This is a genomic window from Pectobacterium nicotianae, assembly GCF_023272715.1.
GTDB classification, from domain to species: Bacteria; Pseudomonadota; Gammaproteobacteria; order Enterobacterales; family Enterobacteriaceae; genus Pectobacterium; species Pectobacterium brasiliense.
The window spans coordinates 4,489,234-4,508,928 of sequence record NZ_CP096821.1 but is presented as its reverse complement, the minus strand read 5'-3'; the positions used below and the strand labels follow the sequence as shown (position 1 = coordinate 4,508,928).

Genomic DNA, 19,695 nt, shown 5'->3' with positions numbered 1-19,695 from the left:
GCACACACGAAAAATCATTTCCAGACAATATGTGGAAATAATTAATCGGTAGAAGAATAAGAAAAACACCACATCTTGATTTTTGGTCAATAGCGTATTGCCAGCATTCCTTTGCCGTATTAATCCGATTTAAAATTGAAGGTGATATCTTTATTAAAATTTAACGAGTACTTTTGAGGAAATATTTTTATCACTTGCCGCAATTAATGCATTTTCAACATCGTGATAAGAATATTCAGCGGAGATAATGGGCTGTGGATTTATAATGCCTTTCTCCAGCCATTTAACCGCAGTAGCAAATTCATTAATGAATCGGAATGATCCTTTCCACGAAAGTTCTTTTACTAGCATTTGTGCAACGGGATATTGAACAGGGCTTGGTCCCATACCAATTTGTACAATCAAACCATTAGGGCGTGTCGCAAAGACTGATGAGGCGATTGCCGCAGGCGCACCGCTGGCCTCGAATGTCACATCAAAGTAGCCTTTATTTTGGTTATAGATTTCCATTGCACTTTCATCAAGCGGATTGACGGAGGCATCGGCTCCCATTTCCAGCGCGATGTTTCTGCACCTTTCACTGATGTCGGATGCGACAATCTCTACGGCGCCTGAGGCTTTCGCTGCGGCAATCGTCAAGGCACCAATAGGGCCCGCACCGATGACCAGGACTTTTTTACCGACCAGGCTGCCTGCGACATTGATGGCATGAATAACAACCGCTGTTGGTTCCGCCAGTGCCATAATTTGCGAAGGGACATTTTCGTCATAGGGATAGCACTGCTGCGCGGAAACCGTGACATATTGAGCAAACCCGCCGTGTACGTGCGGATTAAATTGTGCGCTTCCCATGAATCGCATACTGGCGCATTCGTTCTGCTTGCCTTCCAAACAATAGTCGCATTTGTTGCAAGGCTGGGAAGGATTGATCGCAACTTTTTGTCCGACTTTTAATTGACTATTGGCAGGGGCCTGATGAATTCTGCCAACGAATTCGTGACCAATGACCATGGGATGTTTTATTACAGACAAACCGGCATGGCCTTCATGATAATAATGAATATCTGAACCGCAAATACCGCCGCATTCAACGTTAACGACAATATCATTTTCGGTATAAGTCAGTTCACGACTTTCTACTTTTACGTCTTTTTTCCCATGAACAATACATGCATCAAAGGTAAGCGTATCTTGTTTCATCTTGATACCTCTAAAATAATATAGTGTGGTTTTCCTTTGTCGCGGTGGAGAGCGTTAAAACCACACGTTGACTTATCAATCATCTCTGACAAATATTAGTTTCCTGAGAATCAGAGTACCGCTAACCATCCGCCATCGACATAGATGACCTGACCATTGATATAATTCGATGCATCAGCAGACAGGAAAATAGCCGTACCGATAAGTTCTTCGGTTTTTCCCCAGCGTTTAGTTGGGTTGCTACTTTTGACCCACTTATCGAACTCAACATCTTTAATTAAGGCTTCATTCATGTCAGTCAGTATGTAGCCGGGGCCGATTGCGTTCGCTTGAATGTTATATTCTGCCCATTCTGCCGACATGGAGCGCGTCAACATTTTGATTCCGCCTTTAGCGGCGGTATAAGGGGCGACGGTAGGACGTGCTTGTTCACTGGTCAGTGAACAGATATTGATAAATTTGCCGCCGCGGCCGCGTTTTATCATACGGATTGCAGCCTCGCGCGACACGAGGAATGTTCCTGTCAGGTGAATGTCCATGACGCGCTGCCAGTCCTGTAGCGCGAGGTCGACTAACGGTTGACGATGTTGGATCCCTGCGTTATTAATCACAATGTCGATTTCTATACCAGCGGCATCCATCAGGTTGAATGCATTGACGATCTGGTCTTCTTTTGAGACATCAATCACGTAACCTTTAGCGTTATAGCCCTTTGCCGTTAGCTTTTGTACCGCCTCGTTCAGCGTTTCTTCTCTGATGTCACTAAGTACAATGGCGGCACCGGCCGATGCTAATCCTTCTGCATAGGAAAAACCGAGGCCTCTTGCAGAACCGGTAATGAGTGCAGTTTTCCCTGATAGATCAAATAGTTTTGCGGCATCCATTATCAACTCCTTAACTGATTATTGAGTAGTGAATAGGTTATTTTTTAAGAGGTAGTATTGTCATACATCATGTTGTCATACAACTAACGAGTGGAAGTGATGGTGTCGCTTTGTTATACTTCAATCAACAGTCAAAGCGTTTTTTTGTGATCATGATTCCAATAATTGATTTGAGGCGTTATGGACAATATAGAATCAATACCAAGAAATAATATTGCTGAAGCCGTTTATCAGAAGATGCAGAAAAAAATACTCAGCGGTGAGTGGAAACAGGGTGAGAAATTACCGTCTGAGTTTGAATTAAGTGAAGCTTTTGAAGTAAGTAGAACGAGTATTCGCAGTGCGGTGCAAAAATTGAGAAACCTGGGAATCATCTATACCAAACATGGTCGAGGTTCTTTTGTTTCAAATGAAATTGAAAGCTTCCGTATGCAGGCGAATGACAAGCCGATTCTTCACCTGACGAAAGGTGAATTCATGGACATGATGGTGTTTCGGCAAACGGTGGAATTTAAGTGCATCGAGCTGGCGGCAAAAAATGCAACGGATGAGGATATTGCTCTTATAGAAGATGCACTTAACCGAATGCTGGTCAACAAAAACGACTATAAAAAATACTCTCAGGCCGACCTGGATTTCCACATGGCGATTATCAATGCGGCGCACAATAAAGTGTTTTCACATGCAATTAAGTATGTGAAAAATATGTACTATTTCTATCTAGAAGAGTTAAACCGCGTGCTAGGCATAACGTTGGATAGTATTGATGCGCATATCAAAATTTTTATGGCGATAAAAAATCGTGATGTTGAAACCGCTAAGCTATGCCTGGATCAGGCGATGGAATGTAACATTGTTATGATTAACAACCTCGATAATAACTAACGTGTAAATATCACCCTATTTCTCAGGTCGCTTACCTCTCCTTTATTCCTATGTCAGTAACGGCCTGCTGATGCTTGCTTTATAGCATCGGCAATTGATGTGACTTCGCGATATTTTTGTATCTGAAATGTCCCTCGTAGTGATCCGCTATTTATCTAATTTATTAAAATGATTACCTTTCGTGACACCCCCTTCAGTCTGCTGTACTTCCCTGTTTTCTCTTCGATATAAGTTGCTTTTATTTTTTCCTTTTGATAGTAATACCTCAAGAGATATGATGTCATACAACAAATGAGATTCTACATAATCTGATTGTGGCTATCACAGGAGTTTTTGCATGATAAAGGTAACAAACGTAAAGACGATTCTAACGGCACCGGGTGGCATTGATCTGGTTGTCGTCAAGGTCGAAACCAATCAGGACGGTTTATACGGTTTGGGATGTGCAACCTTCACCCAACGTATTTTCGCGGTTGAAGCGGCCATTAATGAGTACATGAAGCCTTTCCTTATCGGGAAAGATCCTTCTCGTATTGAAGATATCTGGCAGTCCGCTGTCGTGAGCGGCTATTGGCGCAATGGGCCGGTGATGAACAATGCGATCTCGGCTATCGATATGGCGCTGTGGGATATCAAGGGTAAAGTCGCTAACCTGCCGGTCTATGAATTGCTGGGCGGCAAATGCCGTGACGGTATTCCGCTTTATCGTCATTGCGATGGTGCGGATGCGGTCGCGGCGGAAGATAACATCCGTGCGGCAATGGAAGAAGGCTACCAGTATGTTCGTTGTCAGATGGGCATGTACGGTGGAGCCGGGACGGAAGACCTCAAACTGATTGCCACTCAGTTGGATAAAGCCAATATCACGCCGAAGCGCTCACCAAGAACGAAGACGCCCGGCATTTATTTCGATCCTGATGCTTATGCCAGAAGCATTCCGGCATTTTTCGATCATCTGCGCAATAAGATTGGGTTTGATGTTGAATTTATTCATGATGTTCATGAGCGGGTATCGCCAGTTACCGCGTTGCAAATGGCGAAGTCCCTGGAAGATTACAAGCTCTTTTATCTTGAAGACCCCGTTGCTCCAGAGAATGTTGATTTCCTTAGCGTGATGCGCCAACAAACATCCACTCCAATTGCGATGGGAGAACTGTTTGTTCATGTTGCCGAATATAAGCACCTGATAACCAATCATCTGATTGATTTTATTCGCTGCCATATCAGTATGATCGGTGGGATTACGCCAGCCAAAAAACTGGCGACACTCGCCGAATTTCATGGTGTGAGAACCGCCTGGCATGGGCCGGGGGATATCTCACCTGTTGGCGTAGTTGCGAATATGCACATTGATATGAGCATTACTAATCTGGGTATTCAAGAATATACGCCGATGAATGAAGCGTTACGGGACGTTTTCCCCGGCTGCCCGGATATTGAAGGCGGATACGCGTACCTGAACGATAAGCCAGGATTAGGGATTGATATCGATGAGCAAAAAGCGAAGCAATTCCCTGTTGAAGGTGGATTGCCGTCATGGACGAATGCACGCTTACCGGATGGCACGGCGGCACGACCTTAATCTCCGGCTTAACGGTGTCAATGTGCTTTAATTTCGCTTACTTAGAAGCCGACGGCCCTCGTCGGCTTCCAGGGACCTGACTGTTCAGCGCAGGCTAATGCAGGGGATAGATTATTCTCTGGCAGCGTTGTTTAGACTTCGCGATTGCAAATGAAAAATTTGTATTTAATAAAAAAACACTTATTTATCATTTTGTTAAATAAGATTATCCGCTTATATCCCCACAAAACGAACAAAATCTGATAAACTATCCGCCGATTTTATGCCTGTGTGTAGGCTATCGTGTAGCTGTTTAAAACAGCTGGATTTTTATCCGGTGACGTTTACACACATTGGCGAGCAGCATTTCGAATAGCGGTTTGCAGGTTACTGACTGCGCGGTTATTCGCCATATTTTCTCGATAAACTTGGAGGTTTTCATGGCTGTCGCTGCCAACAAACGTTCGGTAATGACGCTGTTTTCTGGTCCATCCGACATTTTTAGCCATCAGGTCCGCATCGTATTGGCGGAAAAGGGTGTGAGTGTCGAGATTGAGCAGGTAGACATGGATAATCTGCCTCAGGATCTTATTGACCTCAATCCTTACGGTTCCGTGCCAACGCTGGTCGATCGTGAACTGACGCTCTATGAATCACGTATTATCATGGAGTATCTGGATGAACGTTTTCCTCATCCTCCGTTAATGCCTGTCTATCCGGTTGCGCGCGGTAACAGCCGCCTGATGATGCACCGCATTGAGAGCGACTGGTATTCTTTGCTGAAGAAAATTACGCACGGCAGCGCTCAGGAAGCGGATGCAGCGCGTAAGCAATTGCGTGAAGAACTGCTGGCCATTGCCCCCGTGTTCAATGAAGCGCCTTATTTCATGAGCGAAGAGTTCAGCCTGGTGGATTGCTATCTGGCTCCGCTGCTGTGGCGTCTGCCGCAGTTAGGCATTGAACTGAGTGGTTCGGGCGCGAAAGAGCTGAAAGGCTACATGACTCGCGTCTTTGAGCGTGATGCGTTCCTGGCTTCCCTGACGGAAGTGGAACGTGAAATGCGTTTGCAAACCCGAGGTTAAACCGTATGGCGTTGTCTCAACTGTCTCCGCGTCGTCCGTATTTATTACGGGCTTTTTATGATTGGTTACTGGATAACCAATTAACGCCTCATCTGGTGGTAGATGTCACTCTGCCGGATGTTATGGTGCCGATGGAGTTCGCCCGTGACGGCCAGATCGTGCTGAATATCGCACCGCGCGCTGTTGGCGGCCTTGAGTTAGCTGATGACAGCGTTCGTTTCAATGCCCGTTTTGGCGGCGTACCGCGTCAGGTTTATGTGCCGATGGCGGCCGTCATGGCGATTTATGCACGTGAGAACGGGGCTGGAACGATGTTTGAGTCCGAACCTGCTTACGAATCTGCAGGTGAGTATGAAGACTTTCAGGAAGGCGCACCCGCTTCAGGGACGGTCATGTCGATTGTCGATAGCTCACCTGATTCTGAAGCGCCTGACGATGGCTCGGGTTCTGATGATGAACCACCACAGCCGCCTAAAGGTGGCCGACCGTCGCTACGGGTCGTGAAGTAATGTTTAAGGGCACCCTTGTGGTGCCCTTTCTTATTCCCGTTGTTCGCGGACTATGCGGTTAACTGAACACCATTCCGCCATCAATCAATAGCGACTGCCCCGTCATATAGTCGGAATCATGGCTGGCCAGATAGGACACGCAGGCAGCGACATCTTCCGGTTCGGAAAGGCGGCCCAGCGTGATGCGTTTGGCGAACTCTTCCGTCGCATAGCCACGCGGTTTCCCTGCGGATTCGGAGATCTTCCGATCGATTTCATCCCACATTGGTGTTTTTACGATACCCGGACAGTAACCGTTGACCGTGATACCCAGCGGCGCTAAATCGCGTGCGGCCGTTTGCGTTAAGCCACGCACTGCGAATTTACTTGAGCTGTAGACGGCAAGTTCGGGGTTGCCCACATGCCCGGCCTGCGAGCAGGCATTGATGATTTTTCCGCCGTGTCCCAGAGATTTGAAGGCATCGAGCGCAGCCTGAATGCCCCAGATAACGCCTTTGACGTTGATGTTATAAACGCGATCGACAACGTCTGGCGTGATGTCTTCAATCAGGGTTGAAGGGGCAACACCAGCGTTATTGACGATGACGTTAAAGTCACCAAAACGCTTTTTGGTTGCGGCAACGGCGGCGAAAACCGCTTCACGATCCGCGATGTCCGCCTGTAGTGCGATGGCCTGCCCGCCGGATTTTTCGATTTCCTGCGCCACGCTGTGTGCGGTTTCTTGGTTATAGTCCACGATGGCGACGGCAAAACCGTCTGCCGCCAGTCTGAGAGCAATAGCGCGACCAATTCCTTGACCGGCTCCTGTTACAAGAGCCACTTCGACTGTCATAGTTCCTTCCTCCTTAATGAAATCCAATCTCAATAAAGACAAGTTAATGCCGGAGGTAAGTGTAGGTCGTTAACGTGATATTGCAGGATTTATTACGAAAGGTTCTTTAGAACCCAGTGGAAAGACGAAGGTTTTATTAGCCTGTTTGGTGTGATATTCCGTATGGGGTGGATCGCTACCGGCTGCTACGGTTCACTTCAGCTTCTGACCACGGCGTTTAGGGAACTATCGATGGTTTAGGGAAATATCGATGAAAGTTGAGCGCTGTCCGACTTCCTGAGAGTAAGAGCAAAGGCGTATATCACCTATGCTATAACCGAAACCAGCGGCGATATTCCCTGTTTATGGGATATTGCGATTCCAGAAGGCAGAACATTAGGAGAGGGAGCTATGCATCAAGGTCGTTGTTTATGCGGCGGGGTGACGATTTCCACGACGCATTCTGTCAGTGAAGTGGCTGTCTGCCATTGTGGTATGTGTCAGACGTGGGGCGGAGGGCCGCTCATGGCGGTGGAGTGCAAAGATCCGGCGATTAAAATAGAAGGCGAAGAAAACATTACGGTATGGCAGTCATCGGAATGGGCCGAACGCGCGTTTTGCCGCGTGTGCGGCACACATCTGTTTTACCGTCTGCGCGGTACGGATGCTTATGAAATTCCAGCAGGTTTTTTTGCCGACGAAGCCAACAAGAAGATGGTCACGCAGATTTATATCGATAACAAACCGAGCTACTACTCGTTTGCGGAAAAGACGCCGATGCTGACAGAGCAGGAGGTGATTGCGCTGTATTCCGGTAAAGACGAATCTGGTAAAGACTAAAAAAGAAAAGGGCAGCCTACGCTGCCCTTAAGAGAAGTGGGTCGTTCTTACACTTCCAGATAGTTCATGATACCGTCAGCGGCTTTACGGCCTTCTGCGATGGCGGTAACCACCAGATCGGAACCGCGTACTGCATCGCCACCCGCAAAGATTTTCGGGTTGCTGGTCTGGAACGCGTTATCGCAACTTTCAGGTGCGACAATGCGACCTTGGTCGTCCAGCTTGACGTCATGTTCTGCCAGCCACGCCATTTTGTGCGGACGGAAGCCAAACGCCATGATGACCGCATCGGCTTCCAGTACGTGCTCGGAACCCTCTACGATTTCAGGACGACGACGGCCGTTGGCATCCGGTGCGCCCAGCGCAGTACGTGCCATTTTCACGCCGCACACTTTGCCCGCGCCATTGATCTCGACGCTTAACGGTTGCAGGTTGAATTTGAACTCGACGCCTTCTTCACGCGCGTTTTTCACTTCGCGCTTGGAGCCCGGCATGTTCTCTTCATCACGACGATAGGCACAGGTAACGTGCGTTGCGCCCTGACGAATCGAGGTACGCACGCAGTCCATCGCGGTATCACCACCGCCCAGCACCACAACGCGTTTACCTTGCATGCTGATGTAAGGCTCGTCTACTGCGGCTTCAAAGCCCATCAGCTGCTTGGTGTTAGCGATCAGGAACGGCAGCGCATCGTAGACACCCTGAGCGTCTTCATTGTCCAATCCGCCACGCATAGACTGATAGGTGCCGACGCCGAGGAAGACTGCATCGTACTCGTCCAGCAGCGCTTTCATCTGCACGTCTTTACCAACTTCGGTATTCAGACGGAATTCGATGCCCATCTCGGTGAAGATCTCACGACGTTTCACCATCACTTCTTTTTCGAGCTTGAAAGAAGGGATACCGAAGGTCAGCAGGCCACCGATCTCAGGATGACGATCGAACACGACAGCCTGTACACCACTGCGTGCCAACACGTCAGCACACGCCAGCCCAGCAGGGCCTGCGCCAATGATGGCGACGCGTTTGCCGGTCGGTTTGACGTTGGCAACGCTTGGCTTCCAGCCCATCTCTATCGCTTTATCATTGATATAGCGTTCGATGTTGCCGATGGTGACCGCGCCGAATTCATCATTCAGCGTACAAGACCCTTCACACAGACGGTCCTGCGGGCATACGCGACCGCAGACTTCCGGCAGGCTGTTGGTCTGGTGCGATAACTCAGCCGCTTCGATAATGCGGCCTTCGTTCGCCAGCTTCAGCCAGTTCGGGATGTAGTTATGTACCGGACACTTCCACTCACAGTAAGGGTTACCGCACGCCAGGCAGCGGTCTGCCTGGGCTTTGGACTGGCTTTCTGAGAACGGCTCGTAGATCTCAACAAATTCAATTTTACGAATCTTCAGCGGCTTCTTGGGCGGATCAACGCGCTGTAAGTCGATAAACTGGTAAACATTCTGACTCATGATGACCTCTTACTGCGCCTGAACCCGCAGCTCGGCTGCGGAACGACTACGGTGACCCAACAATGCCTTCACATCACTTGACTTCGGTTTCACCAGAGCAAACTTCGGTGCCCAGGTCGGCCAGTTAGCGAGGATCTCTTCTCCGCGGTGTGAACCGGTATTCTGTACATGCTCGGTGATCAGGCCACGAAGATGTTCTTCATGGATAGCCAGTTCTTCGACATCCAGCACTTCCACCAGTTCCGGGTTAACGCGTTTGCGGAATTCACCGTCTTCATCCAGCACGTAGGCGAATCCACCAGTCATACCTGCGCCAAAGTTCACGCCAGTACGACCCAGTACGCAGACGATACCGCCTGTCATGTATTCACAGCCGTTATCGCCGATGCCTTCTACCACGGTGATACAGCCGGAGTTACGTACGGCGAAACGCTCACCTGCACGGCCCGCGGCAAACAGCTTACCGCCGGTAGCGCCGTAGAGGCAGGTGTTACCGATGATGCTGGCTTCGTGGCTGCGGAAGGCAGAACCGACTGGAGGACGCACGGAGATACTGCCGCCTGCCATGCCTTTGCCCACGTAGTCGTTGGCATCGCCAGTTAATTTCAGCTCTACGCCGCCGGCGTTCCAGACGCCAAAGCTCTGTCCTGCGGTACCGGAGAAGTGCGCTTTAATTGGATCGCCTGCCAGCCCTTGATCGCCATGTTTCTCGGCAATTGCACCGGACAGCGTCGCGCCGACGGAGCGATCGGTGTTACGGATGTCGAAGTAGAGCGCTTTACCCTGTTTCGCATCGATGTGCGGCTGTGCCTGCGCCAGAAGCTCTTTGTTCAGCAAGCCTTTATCGAACGACAGATTGCTTTCAGTGCAGTACAGCGCTTTGCCCGGCTGAGGCTGTGCAGCGTGCAGCAGCGGCGACAGATCCAGCTTGTTCTGTTTCGCACTGAAACCGTCCAGCTCAACCAGCAAGTCGGTACGACCAATCAGATCCACCAGACGGCTGACGCCCAGTTCTGCCATCAGCACGCGAGTTTCATGCGCGATGAAGTGGAAGTAGTTGGTTACACGCTCAGGCAGGCCGTGGTAGTGATCGCGGCGCAGTTTCTCATCCTGCGTTGCAACACCTGTCGCACAGTTATTCAGGTGACAGATACGCAGGTATTTACAGCCCAGCGCAACCATTGGTCCGGTGCCGAAGCCGAAGCTTTCTGCACCCAGAATCGCCGCTTTGACGATATCCAGACCGGTTTTCAAGCCACCGTCCACCTGAAGGCGGATTTTGTGACGCAGACCGTTGGAGACCAAAGCCTGTTGCGTTTCAACCAGACCCAGCTCCCACGGACAGCCCGCGTATTTCACGGAGGACAGCGGGCTGGCACCCGTGCCGCCGTCGTAGCCAGCAATGGTGATCAAATCGGCGTACGCTTTGGCAACGCCTGTAGCGATAGTTCCGACGCCCGGTTCGGACACCAGTTTTACCGAAATCATCGCTTTCGGGTTGACCTGCTTCAGATCGAAAATCAGCTGTGCCAGATCTTCGATAGAGTAAATATCGTGATGCGGCGGTGGTGAAATCAGCGTCACGCCCGGCACGGAATAACGCAGACGAGCAATGTACGGCGTGACTTTATCACCCGGTAACTGACCGCCTTCGCCCGGCTTCGCGCCCTGCGCCACTTTAATCTGAATCACATCGGCGTTAACCAGATAGGCTGGCGTCACACCAAAGCGGCCAGAAGCAACCTGCTTGATACGGGACACTTTATTGGTGCCGTAACGCGCCGGATCTTCGCCGCCTTCACCGGAGTTGGAGAAACCGCCCAGTCCGTTCATCGCCTCTGCCAGCGATTCATGGGCTTCAGGGCTGAGCGCACCGATGGACATGGCCGCGGTATCGAAGCGTTTGAACATTTCAGAAGCGGGTTCAACGCTGTCGATCGCGATAGCCGCGCCTTCTTGCGGTTTCAGTGCCAGCAGGTCGCGTAAGGTCGCTGCTGGACGCTCGTTAACCAGTTTGGCGTATTGCTCGTAATCGCTGTACTCCCCGGTTTTCACCGCGGTTTGCAGCGTGGTGACGACATCCGGGTTGTAGGCATGGTATTCGCCGCCGTGAACAAATTTCAGCAGGCCGCCCTGTTCCAGCGTTTTACGTTTCAGCCAGGCACGCTTAGACAGGTTCAACAGATCCTGTTCGAAGTCGCTGTAGTTTGCACCGCCGATGCGGCTGACGACGCCCAGGAAGCATTGCGTCGACACGTCTTTGTGCAGGCCCACGGCTTCAAACAGCTTGGAACAGCGATAAGACGCAATCGTCGAGATACCCATTTTGGACATAATCTTGTACAGGCCTTTATTGATGCCGTTACGGTAGTTCAGCATCACGGCACGATAAGGTTTGTCGATCGTGTGGTTATCCACCATCCGCGCCAGCGTTTCGTAGGCGAGGTAAGGATAGATAGCCGTCGCACCAAAGCCTAACAGCACGGCAAAGTGGTGCGGGTCGCGCGCGCTGGCGGTTTCGACAATGATGTTGGCATCACAGCGCAGGCTCTTTTCGACCAGACGGCGCTGAACGGCACCGACGGCCATCGGCGCAGGGACAGGCAAGCGTGATTCGCTAATGCCACGGTCGGAGAGCACCAGCAGCACGGCACCGTCTCTGACTTTGCTTTCTGCTTCGTCACACAGCTTCTCGATTGTCTGTTGCAGCGTTTGCTGCGACGGATCAAACGTCAGATCCAACGTGTCGGCGCGATAGTGCAGCTCATCCTGCGACGTCAGCTGTGTGAAGTCGGAGTAAAGCAGGATCGGTGATTTAAAGCTCAGACGGTGAGCCTGACCTTCCGCTTCACAGAAAACGTTCATCTCGCGACCAATACTGGTCGCCAGCGACATCACATGCGCTTCACGCAGCGGATCGATCGGCGGGTTGGTCACCTGCGCGAACTGCTGACGGAAGTAGTCATAGATGATGCGTGGACGGCTGGACAGCACGGCGAACGGCGTGTCATCGCCCATCGACCCCGTGGCTTCCTGACCGTTCTCGCCCAGCACGCGGATGACCTGATCCAGCTCTTCGCTGCTGTAACCGTACTGTTTCTGGAAGGTCTCCAGCAGCTCATCGTCGAATTCACGGCTGCCGACCTGATCGTCTGGCAACTCTTCAAACGGCACCAGACGCTTAACGTTTTTCTCCATCCACTCTTTGTAAGGGTGACGGCTTTTCAGATCGTCATCGGTCTCGGCGGAGTGCAGGATACGACCGCTGCGGGTGTCGATCACCATCAGTTCGCCCGGACCGACGCGGCCTTTTTCAACCACTTCATCCGGCTGGTAATCCCAGATACCGACTTCAGACGCACAGGTGATCAGCTTGTCTTTGGTGATGACGTAGCGCGCAGGGCGCAGGCCGTTACGATCCAGATTACAGGCAGCATAGCGCCCGTCGGACATCACGATACCGGCCGGGCCATCCCACGGCTCCATGTGCATGGAGTTAAAGTCGAAGAAGGCACGCAGTTCAGGATCCATATCCGGGTTGTTCTGCCAGGCTGGCGGAACCAGCAGGCGCATGGCACGGATGATATCCATCCCGCCGCTCAGGAACAGTTCCAGCATGTTATCCAGTGAGCTGGAGTCAGAGCCGGTTTCGTTGACGAACGGCGCGGCATCCTGCAAATCCGGGATCAGCGGCGTTTTGAACTTGTAAGCACGCGCGCGTGCCCACTGACGGTTACCAGCGATGGTGTTGATCTCGCCGTTGTGCGCCAAATAGCGGAACGGCTGCGCCAGCGGCCAGCGTGGAACGGTGTTGGTTGAGAAACGTTGGTGGAACAGGCAAATTGCCGATTCCAGACGCAGATCGGCCAGATCGAGGTAGAAGCGCGGCAGATCCGCCGGCATGCACAGACCTTTATAGATCGTGACCAGATTGGAGAAACTACAAACGTAGAACTCTTTATCTTCAATGCGTTTTTCGATACGACGACGCGCCATGAACAGGCGACGTTCCATATCACGTTGACGCCAGCCAGCCGGGGCGTTAACGAAAATTTGCTCAATACGCGGCATGGACGACAGGGCAATTTCCCCCAGTACATCCGGGTTGGTCGGAACTTCACGCCAGCCGAGTACGGACAGCGTTTCGTTCTGCAACTCTTCTTCTACAATCCGACGTGTGGCGCGAGCCAGCTCTTCGTCCTGATTGAGAAACATCATGCCAACGGCGTAGTTTTTGGCTAAACGCCAGCCGTGCTCTTCCGCCACCAGACGAAAGAAACGATCGGGCTTCTGAAGTAATAAACCGCAGCCGTCGCCAGTCTTGCCGTCAGCAAGGATTGCGCCACGGTGCTGCATGCGTGCGAGTGCGTGAATGGCAGTACGCACTACTTTATGGCTTGGCTCACCTTCTATATGGGCGATTAATCCGAAACCACAGTTATCTCTCTCTTGGGATGCATCGTACAACATGTTAGTGAACCTCCCCAGGCTCTGTGTGACTCTCACAACCTACTGCGAGAAAGCACCGTGGCGTTGAGCGGCTAGTATTACGCTCTCTTCTTCGGCCTCTCGTGACGGTCTCACAAGTGGTAAATGACTTGTTTTTAGAGGGAGTCTTCATTTACTGCATAAATATGACGAGTCGTGAACCCGTCAGGAAAGCTTCCAGCGGATCCCCAAATTAGCGAGAAAGCCTGTTCAGGTCAAATACCTGTGTAAAATGTGCTGATAAGCGATAATTTTTAATTATACCTATGAAAGATAATGATTTTTTTAGAAAAACTATCTCGATAAATGGATATGGGGTTTAATTGAAGTGTGAGCTGTATCACTATACAAAAGCGCGGGAACCCTTATCCATGCTGCGTTCTCTCTGCGTCGTAGCATATTATGCTGTATATGACTACTTTTAGATTTCATGAAACTATTTTTAAGTATTGCTTCATCTTTTCATTAAGCGAGCATGCGGGATAAGAAAAATTAATTAGCACTGACGTGAGTTTATTTTCACTAAAAGCGAATAAAAATGCATTTCATTGGGATGTGTGTGATTGATCGCGGTCATCGCGAAGGGAGCGAGAGAAAGGTAGTCTGCTGTTCCTCAAGGGAGCAGGTTAGAATATGCAATTGCAAAAATTAATCAATATGTTTGGCGGAAATCTTCAACGTCGCTATGGCGAGAAGATCCACAAGCTGACGCTGCACGGCGGGTTTAACTGCCCAAACCGTGATGGCACGCTGGGGCGGGGCGGTTGCACGTTCTGTAATGTGGCCTCGTTTGCCGATGAGCAGATGCAGCAACGCAGCATCGCGCAGCAGTTGGAAGCGCAGGCGGGAAAGGTGAACCGGGCCAAACGGTATCTGGCGTATTTTCAGGCGTATACCAGCACTTATGCCGAGGTTCAGGTGCTGGAAAACATGTATCAGGAAGCGTTGAAGCAGGCCGAAATGGTGGGGATTTGCGTGGGCACTCGCCCCGACTGCGTGCCCGATGCGGTGCTGGATTTGCTGTCCCGCTATCATGAACAGGGCTACGAGGTTTGGCTGGAACTGGGCCTGCAAAGCGCGTGTGACAAAACGCTGCACCGGATTAATCGCGGTCATGATTTCGCCTGCTATCAGGAAACCACCCGCCGCGCGCGTGAACGCGGCCTGAAAGTGTGTAGTCATCTGATTGTGGGTTTACCGGGAGATGACGCACAGCACTGCTTATCGACGCTGAAGCAGGTGGTTGAAACCGGCGTGGAGGGTATTAAGCTTCATCCTCTCCATATCGTGGAAGGCAGCACGATGGCGAAGGCCTGGCGAGCGGGAAGGCTGCCAGAGCTGGCACTGGACCGCTACGTGGAGATAGCAGGAGAGATGATCCGCCATACGCCGCCGGAGGTGATTTATCACCGCATTTCCGCCAGCGCCCGCCGCCCGACGCTTCTGGCACCGCTTTGGTGTGAAAACCGCTGGACGGGCATGGTGGAGCTGGATCGCTATCTGCAAACGCATGGCGTACAGGGTTCCGCGCTGGGAACGCCTTACCGCTATGCTGATAGGTAATGTGCCGCAGGGCATTGGCGGCTAATGCTGTGCCGTGAATCTGTGCGGCAGCACCGTATAAGCCGTCGTTTTACGTTATGATGCGCGGGTGGGTGACTAAGGGAAATCGCTATGAAGCAAATTCGTCTGTTGGCGCAGTACTATGTTGATTTGATGGTAAAACTGGGGCTTGTTCGTTTTTCACTGCTGCTGGCCTCGGTATTGGTGCTGCTGGCGATGGTGGTGCAAATGGCCGTCACCCTGTTGCTCAGCGGGGAAGTCGAAAATATCGACGTGGTCCGCTCCATTTTCTTCGGGCTGTTGATTACGCCCTGGGCCGTTTATTTTCTCTCCGTGGTGGTGGAACAGCTCGAAGAGTCGCGCCAGCGGCTGGCGAAGCTGGTGGCAAAGCTGGAAGAAATGCGCCATCGGGATCTGGAGCTGAATGCGCAGCTTCAGGAGAATATCGCGCAGCTCAATCAGGAAATCGCCGACCGTATCAAAGCGGAAGACGCGCGCGCGCTGGTGATGAGCCGACTCAAAGAAGAGATGTCCCGCCGTGAACAGGCGCAGATTGAGCTGGAGCAGCAATCTGCGCTGCTGCGTTCATTCCTCGATGCCTCGCCGGATTTGGTTTACTACCGTAACGAAGATAAAGAATTCTCAGGCTGCAACCGTGCGATGGAACTGCTGGTGGGCAAAAGCCAGAAGCAGCTTATTGGTCTGACGCCGCAAGATGTTTACTCCCCCGATATTGCCGAGAAAGTGATGGAAACGGACGAAAAAGTGTTCCGCCACAACGTTTCTCTGACCTATGAACAATGGCTGGTGTATCCCGATGGCCGTAAAGCCTGTTTTGAGCTGCGCAAGGTGCCGTTTTATGACCGGATGGGCAAACGTCACGGGCTGATGGGATTTGGACGCGATATAACGGAGCGTAAGCGTTACCAGGACGCGTTAGAGAACGCCAGTAGGGAGAAGACCACTTTTATCTCAACAATCAGCCACGAGCTTCGTACGCCGCTTAATGGCATTGTCGGGTTAAGTCGCATCCTGCTGGATACGCAACTTGACCCTGAGCAGCAAAAATACCTGAAAACCATCCACGTCAGCGCGATCACGCTGGGCAATATCTTTAACGACGTGATTGAGATGGACAAACAGGAGCGCCGTAAGGTGCAACTGGATAACCAGCCGATTGATTTCACCGGTTTTCTGGTGGATCTGGAAAACCTCGGCGGCCTGCTGGCGGAACCGAAAGGCCTGAAGCTGATTATGGACCAGCATCAGCCTTTGCCGCAGAAAGTCATTACTGATGGAACGCGCCTGCGGCAGATTTTGTGGAACCTGCTTAGTAACGCGGTGAAATTCACGCCGAAGGGTGAGAACGGCAAAAAAGGCGAAATTGTGGTGCGCGTCTGGCATGAAAAAGGCGATCGTCTGCGCTTTGAAGTGGAAGATTCCGGGATGGGCATTCCGGCGGATGAGCTGGAAAAAATCTTCGCCATGTATTATCAGGTCAAAGACCAGCACGGCGGAAAGCCCGCAACGGGTACGGGAATCGGTCTGGCGGTGTCGAAGCGTCTGGCACAGAACATGGGAGGCGATATCCAGGTTTCCAGCACGCAAGGCAAGGGATCCTGTTTCACTCTGACCGTGACGGCACCGAGCGTCGATGAAGCGGGAAGCTGTCTGGACGACGACGATTTGCCGCTACCAGCGCTGCACGTTCTGCTGGTGGAGGATATTGAGCTCAACGTCGTCGTCGCGCGTTCGGTACTGGAAAAATTGGGTAATAGCGTGGATGTCGCCATGACCGGGCAGGAAGCGTTGGATATGTTCGATCCCGATGAGTTCGACCTGGTTCTGCTCGATATCCAACTGCCGGATATGACCGGTCTGGACGTGGCGCGTCAGCTGCGTTCACGCTATGGCAAACGCAGCATGCCGCCGCTGGTGGCGCTGACGGCGAACGTACTGAAAGATAAACGTGAATATCTGGATGCGGGTATGGACGACGTGCTCAGTAAGCCGCTGTCGGTGCCTGCGCTGACGGCTGTCATCAAACAGTTCTGGGACACGCATACGGTGTGGACGGAAGAACCGATGGTTGAGGAGGAGGATGACATGGCAAACGCAGAAGAAGATCTGCTGGATATCCCGATGCTGGAACAGTATCTGGATTTGGTGGGGCCGAAATTGATCCACCAGAGTCTGGAGATGTTTGAACAGATGATGCCGGGCTATCTGGCAATTCTGGATTCCAATATGACAGCGCGCGACCAGAAAGGCATTACGGAAGAAGGGCACAAAATCAAAGGGGCGGCGGGTTCTGTTGGATTACGGCATCTGCAACAAGTCGCCCAGCAGATTCAGACCTCATCGCTACCGGCATGGTGGGATAACGTGCAGGAATGGGTTGATGAGCTTAAGCACGACTGGCGTCATGACGTTCAGGTACTGCGTGATTGGGTAGCAAAAGCCGAAAAAGAATCCTGATACGGTCTGTTGCGGCCACAAGGACGTGGCGAGCAAAACGGGTAGACAATTTGTTTTCGTCTTGCGCGATATCATGCAAAAAGTGCCAACAGCGGCAGATTGGGTGATGTTTACGATTCTAGGGGGATGGGGATGCGAGGGCTTTGCACGTTTTCATACGGTAGAAAAAAATGACCCCGACCGAAGCCGGGGTGCGCGAATTATGCGCCAACACCAGGGAAAACATGCACCTGCATTTAGATCTCAGGGTTTGTAAACTCGCAAGTGCGGATATTCGTGTCTTAACTATGTTCTTAACAACTACAACGTTGCTCTTAACGACTACAACTTACAACAACGACTAAAACCTAGCTACTGTACATCTTCATCAAGCAACAAAATAGCAAATGTAGAAATCTTTGTTACAAGAATCATTAAAATGTGTGATGTAGATTAGTGTTTGTCAATTAAAAAATCAATTAGTTGATGTAATGAAATGAAGGAAAAGATGATGAAACGAGTCGGCATTGTCCTTAGTGGCTGTGGTGTTTATGACGGTTCCGAGATTCATGAAGCCGTATTGACGTTACTTGCGCTGGATCGCGCGGGCGCGCAAGCGGTTTGCTTTGCGCCAGATAAACCACAATTACAGGTGGTTAATCACCTGACAGGTGACGTAACTGGTGAGAATCGCAACGTTTTAGCAGAATCAGCACGGATCGCCAGAGGAAAAATCCAGCCGCTTTCTGCAGCACATGCACAAGATTTAGATGCGCTGATTGTGCCGGGTGGTTTTGGCGCGGCGAAAAATTTAAGTGACTTCGCGACGCAGGGAACGGCGTGTCAGATTGATGAAACGCTGCAATTGCTCACACAGGAAATTTATAAGCAAAATAAACCAATTGGTTTTATTTGCATCTCACCCGCACTGCTACCGACGATTTTGGGTGTACCTGTTCGCGTAACCATTGGTAACGATATTGATACCGCTGAAGCCGTCGACGAGATGGGCGGTATCCACGTGGTTTGTCCGGTCGATGATATCGTGGTCGATGCGGAACATAAAATCGTAACCACACCGGCCTATATGCTGGCTAATTCCATCAGCGAAGCGGCACAAGGCATTGATAAGCTTGTGGCACGCGTATTGGATCTCACCGAATGAGGTGGAACCGAGGGCGTGGAGGCTTATTCACGTGGCTGAAGCGCCTGATTGTTCGGAGTCTGTTGGTTGTCATCGGTGCGTGGCTGGCTGGCATCCTGCTGTTTTCCTTCCTGCCTGTGCCGTTCTCTGCGGTGATGGCCGATAGGCAGATCAGCGCATGGCTGAGAGGCGAATTCTCCTACGTTGCTCATTCTGACTGGGTTTCGATGGAGGAGATCGCCCCGGAAATGGCGCTGGCGGTAATAGCGGCGGAAGACCAAAAATTCCCTCAGCATTGGGGCTTCGACCTGGATGCGATCGGTCAGGCACTGAAGCACAACGAGCGCAACACGCAGCGGATTCGCGGAGCCTCTACGCTCTCGCAGCAGATGGTGAAGAACCTGTTTCTGTGGGATGGACGTAGCTGGGTGCGCAAGGGGCTTGAAGCGGGTATTACCACCGGGGTTGAGCTGGTCTGGACGAAACGGCGAATTCTGACCGTGTATCTGAATATCGCTGAATTTGGCCCCGGCATCTTTGGCGTGGAAGCGGCCGCCAGACGTTATTTCAACAAGCCTGCCAGCAGGCTGACGGCAAGTGAATCCGCTTTGCTCGCGGCGGTGCTACCAAACCCCATTCGCTTTCGTGTGAATGCGCCCTCCGGCTATGTTATTCAACGCCAGCAGTGGATTTTGCGCCAGATGAGGCAGATGGGCGGCGACGCATTTTTGCGAGATAACAACCTGAATTAAGTCGCTTTGTTCGTTTACTATACCGAGAAATTTTCGCGTTAACGGTCGTGTTT

Annotated in this window: 14 protein-coding genes; 9 read left to right on the top strand and 5 right to left on the bottom strand. The window is 51.3% G+C overall.

All coding sequences use genetic code 11. From position 1 onward, the window contains the following. Nucleotides 1–153 precede the first annotated feature (153 nt). Nucleotides 154–1,200, bottom strand: coding sequence for an L-idonate 5-dehydrogenase (gene idnD / locus MYB54_RS20010; RefSeq protein ID WP_014913867.1), 1,047 nt, complete (start codon nucleotides 1,198–1,200; stop codon nucleotides 154–156). Between the two features lie 110 nt (nucleotides 1,201–1,310). Further along, nucleotides 1,311–2,084, bottom strand: coding sequence for an SDR family oxidoreductase (locus MYB54_RS20005; protein ID WP_010296684.1), 774 nt, complete (start codon nucleotides 2,082–2,084; stop codon nucleotides 1,311–1,313). 180 nt (nucleotides 2,085–2,264) lie between these two features. On the opposite strand from MYB54_RS20005, the gene MYB54_RS20000 reads away from it, so the two are divergent. The 4 genes from MYB54_RS20000 to sspB all read left to right on the top strand — a co-directional run bounded on the left by MYB54_RS20000 (nucleotide 2,265) and on the right by sspB (nucleotide 6,121). Further along, nucleotides 2,265–2,969: a FadR/GntR family transcriptional regulator gene (locus MYB54_RS20000; RefSeq protein WP_010280187.1), complete on the top strand. Its 705-nt coding sequence runs from the start codon at nucleotides 2,265–2,267 to the stop codon at nucleotides 2,967–2,969. A 337-nt stretch (nucleotides 2,970–3,306) separates the two neighbouring features. After that, the gene (locus MYB54_RS19995) at nucleotides 3,307–4,551 is read left to right on the top strand and encodes an enolase C-terminal domain-like protein (protein ID WP_010280188.1); all 1,245 of its coding nucleotides are present in this window, start codon (nucleotides 3,307–3,309) and stop codon (nucleotides 4,549–4,551) included. Nucleotides 4,552–4,970: 419 nt separating this feature from the next. Continuing rightward, entirely contained in the window at nucleotides 4,971–5,612 is a 642-nt protein-coding gene (gene sspA, locus MYB54_RS19990) for a stringent starvation protein SspA (RefSeq protein ID WP_005975503.1), read from the top strand. A 5-nt stretch (nucleotides 5,613–5,617) separates the two neighbouring features. After that, nucleotides 5,618–6,121 (top strand): ClpXP protease specificity-enhancing factor, encoded by a 504-nt coding sequence (sspB, locus tag MYB54_RS19985; protein WP_010296690.1) that lies wholly within the window; start codon nucleotides 5,618–5,620, stop codon nucleotides 6,119–6,121. Between the two features lie 58 nt (nucleotides 6,122–6,179). Here sspB and MYB54_RS19980 read toward each other — a convergent pair whose 3' ends face one another. After that, on the bottom strand, nucleotides 6,180–6,953 hold the full coding sequence (locus MYB54_RS19980; RefSeq protein WP_248721275.1) for a (S)-acetoin forming diacetyl reductase: 774 nt from the start codon (nucleotides 6,951–6,953) through the stop codon (nucleotides 6,180–6,182). 390 nt (nucleotides 6,954–7,343) lie between these two features. Between MYB54_RS19980 and MYB54_RS19975 the strand changes: the two genes are divergently transcribed. Beyond that, nucleotides 7,344–7,772, top strand: coding sequence for a GFA family protein (locus MYB54_RS19975; RefSeq protein WP_180789016.1), 429 nt, complete (start codon nucleotides 7,344–7,346; stop codon nucleotides 7,770–7,772). A 47-nt stretch (nucleotides 7,773–7,819) separates the two neighbouring features. Here the strand turns inward: MYB54_RS19975 and MYB54_RS19970 are convergent, their stop codons facing one another. Continuing rightward, the gene (locus tag MYB54_RS19970) at nucleotides 7,820–9,238 is read right to left on the bottom strand and encodes a glutamate synthase small subunit (protein WP_039279119.1); all 1,419 of its coding nucleotides are present in this window, start codon (nucleotides 9,236–9,238) and stop codon (nucleotides 7,820–7,822) included. Nucleotides 9,239–9,247: 9 nt separating this feature from the next. Beyond that, on the bottom strand, nucleotides 9,248–13,708 hold the full coding sequence (gltB, locus tag MYB54_RS19965) for a glutamate synthase large subunit (RefSeq protein WP_039498171.1): 4,461 nt from the start codon (nucleotides 13,706–13,708) through the stop codon (nucleotides 9,248–9,250). 651 nt (nucleotides 13,709–14,359) lie between these two features. Between gltB and mnmL the strand changes: the two genes are divergently transcribed. The 4 genes from mnmL (at nucleotide 14,360) to mtgA (ending at nucleotide 19,642) form a co-directional block, all read left to right on the top strand. After that, entirely contained in the window at nucleotides 14,360–15,289 is a 930-nt protein-coding gene (gene mnmL, locus MYB54_RS19960; protein WP_248721274.1) for a tRNA modification radical SAM protein MnmL/YtqA, read from the top strand. A gap of 111 nt (nucleotides 15,290–15,400) precedes the next feature. Continuing rightward, a complete protein-coding gene (arcB, locus tag MYB54_RS19955) occupies nucleotides 15,401–17,767 on the top strand; it encodes an aerobic respiration two-component sensor histidine kinase ArcB (RefSeq protein ID WP_205595073.1) in 2,367 nt (788 codons plus the stop codon). A 490-nt stretch (nucleotides 17,768–18,257) separates the two neighbouring features. Then, nucleotides 18,258–18,911 carry an isoprenoid biosynthesis glyoxalase ElbB gene (elbB, locus tag MYB54_RS19950; protein ID WP_014913876.1) on the top strand — a complete coding sequence of 218 codons (654 nt, stop codon included), beginning with the start codon at nucleotides 18,258–18,260 and terminating at the stop codon, nucleotides 18,909–18,911. Continuing rightward, nucleotides 18,908–19,642, top strand: coding sequence for a monofunctional biosynthetic peptidoglycan transglycosylase (mtgA, locus tag MYB54_RS19945; protein ID WP_248721273.1), 735 nt, complete (start codon nucleotides 18,908–18,910; stop codon nucleotides 19,640–19,642). Before elbB ends, mtgA begins: the two co-directional genes overlap by 4 nt. Nucleotides 19,643–19,695 lie beyond the last annotated feature (53 nt).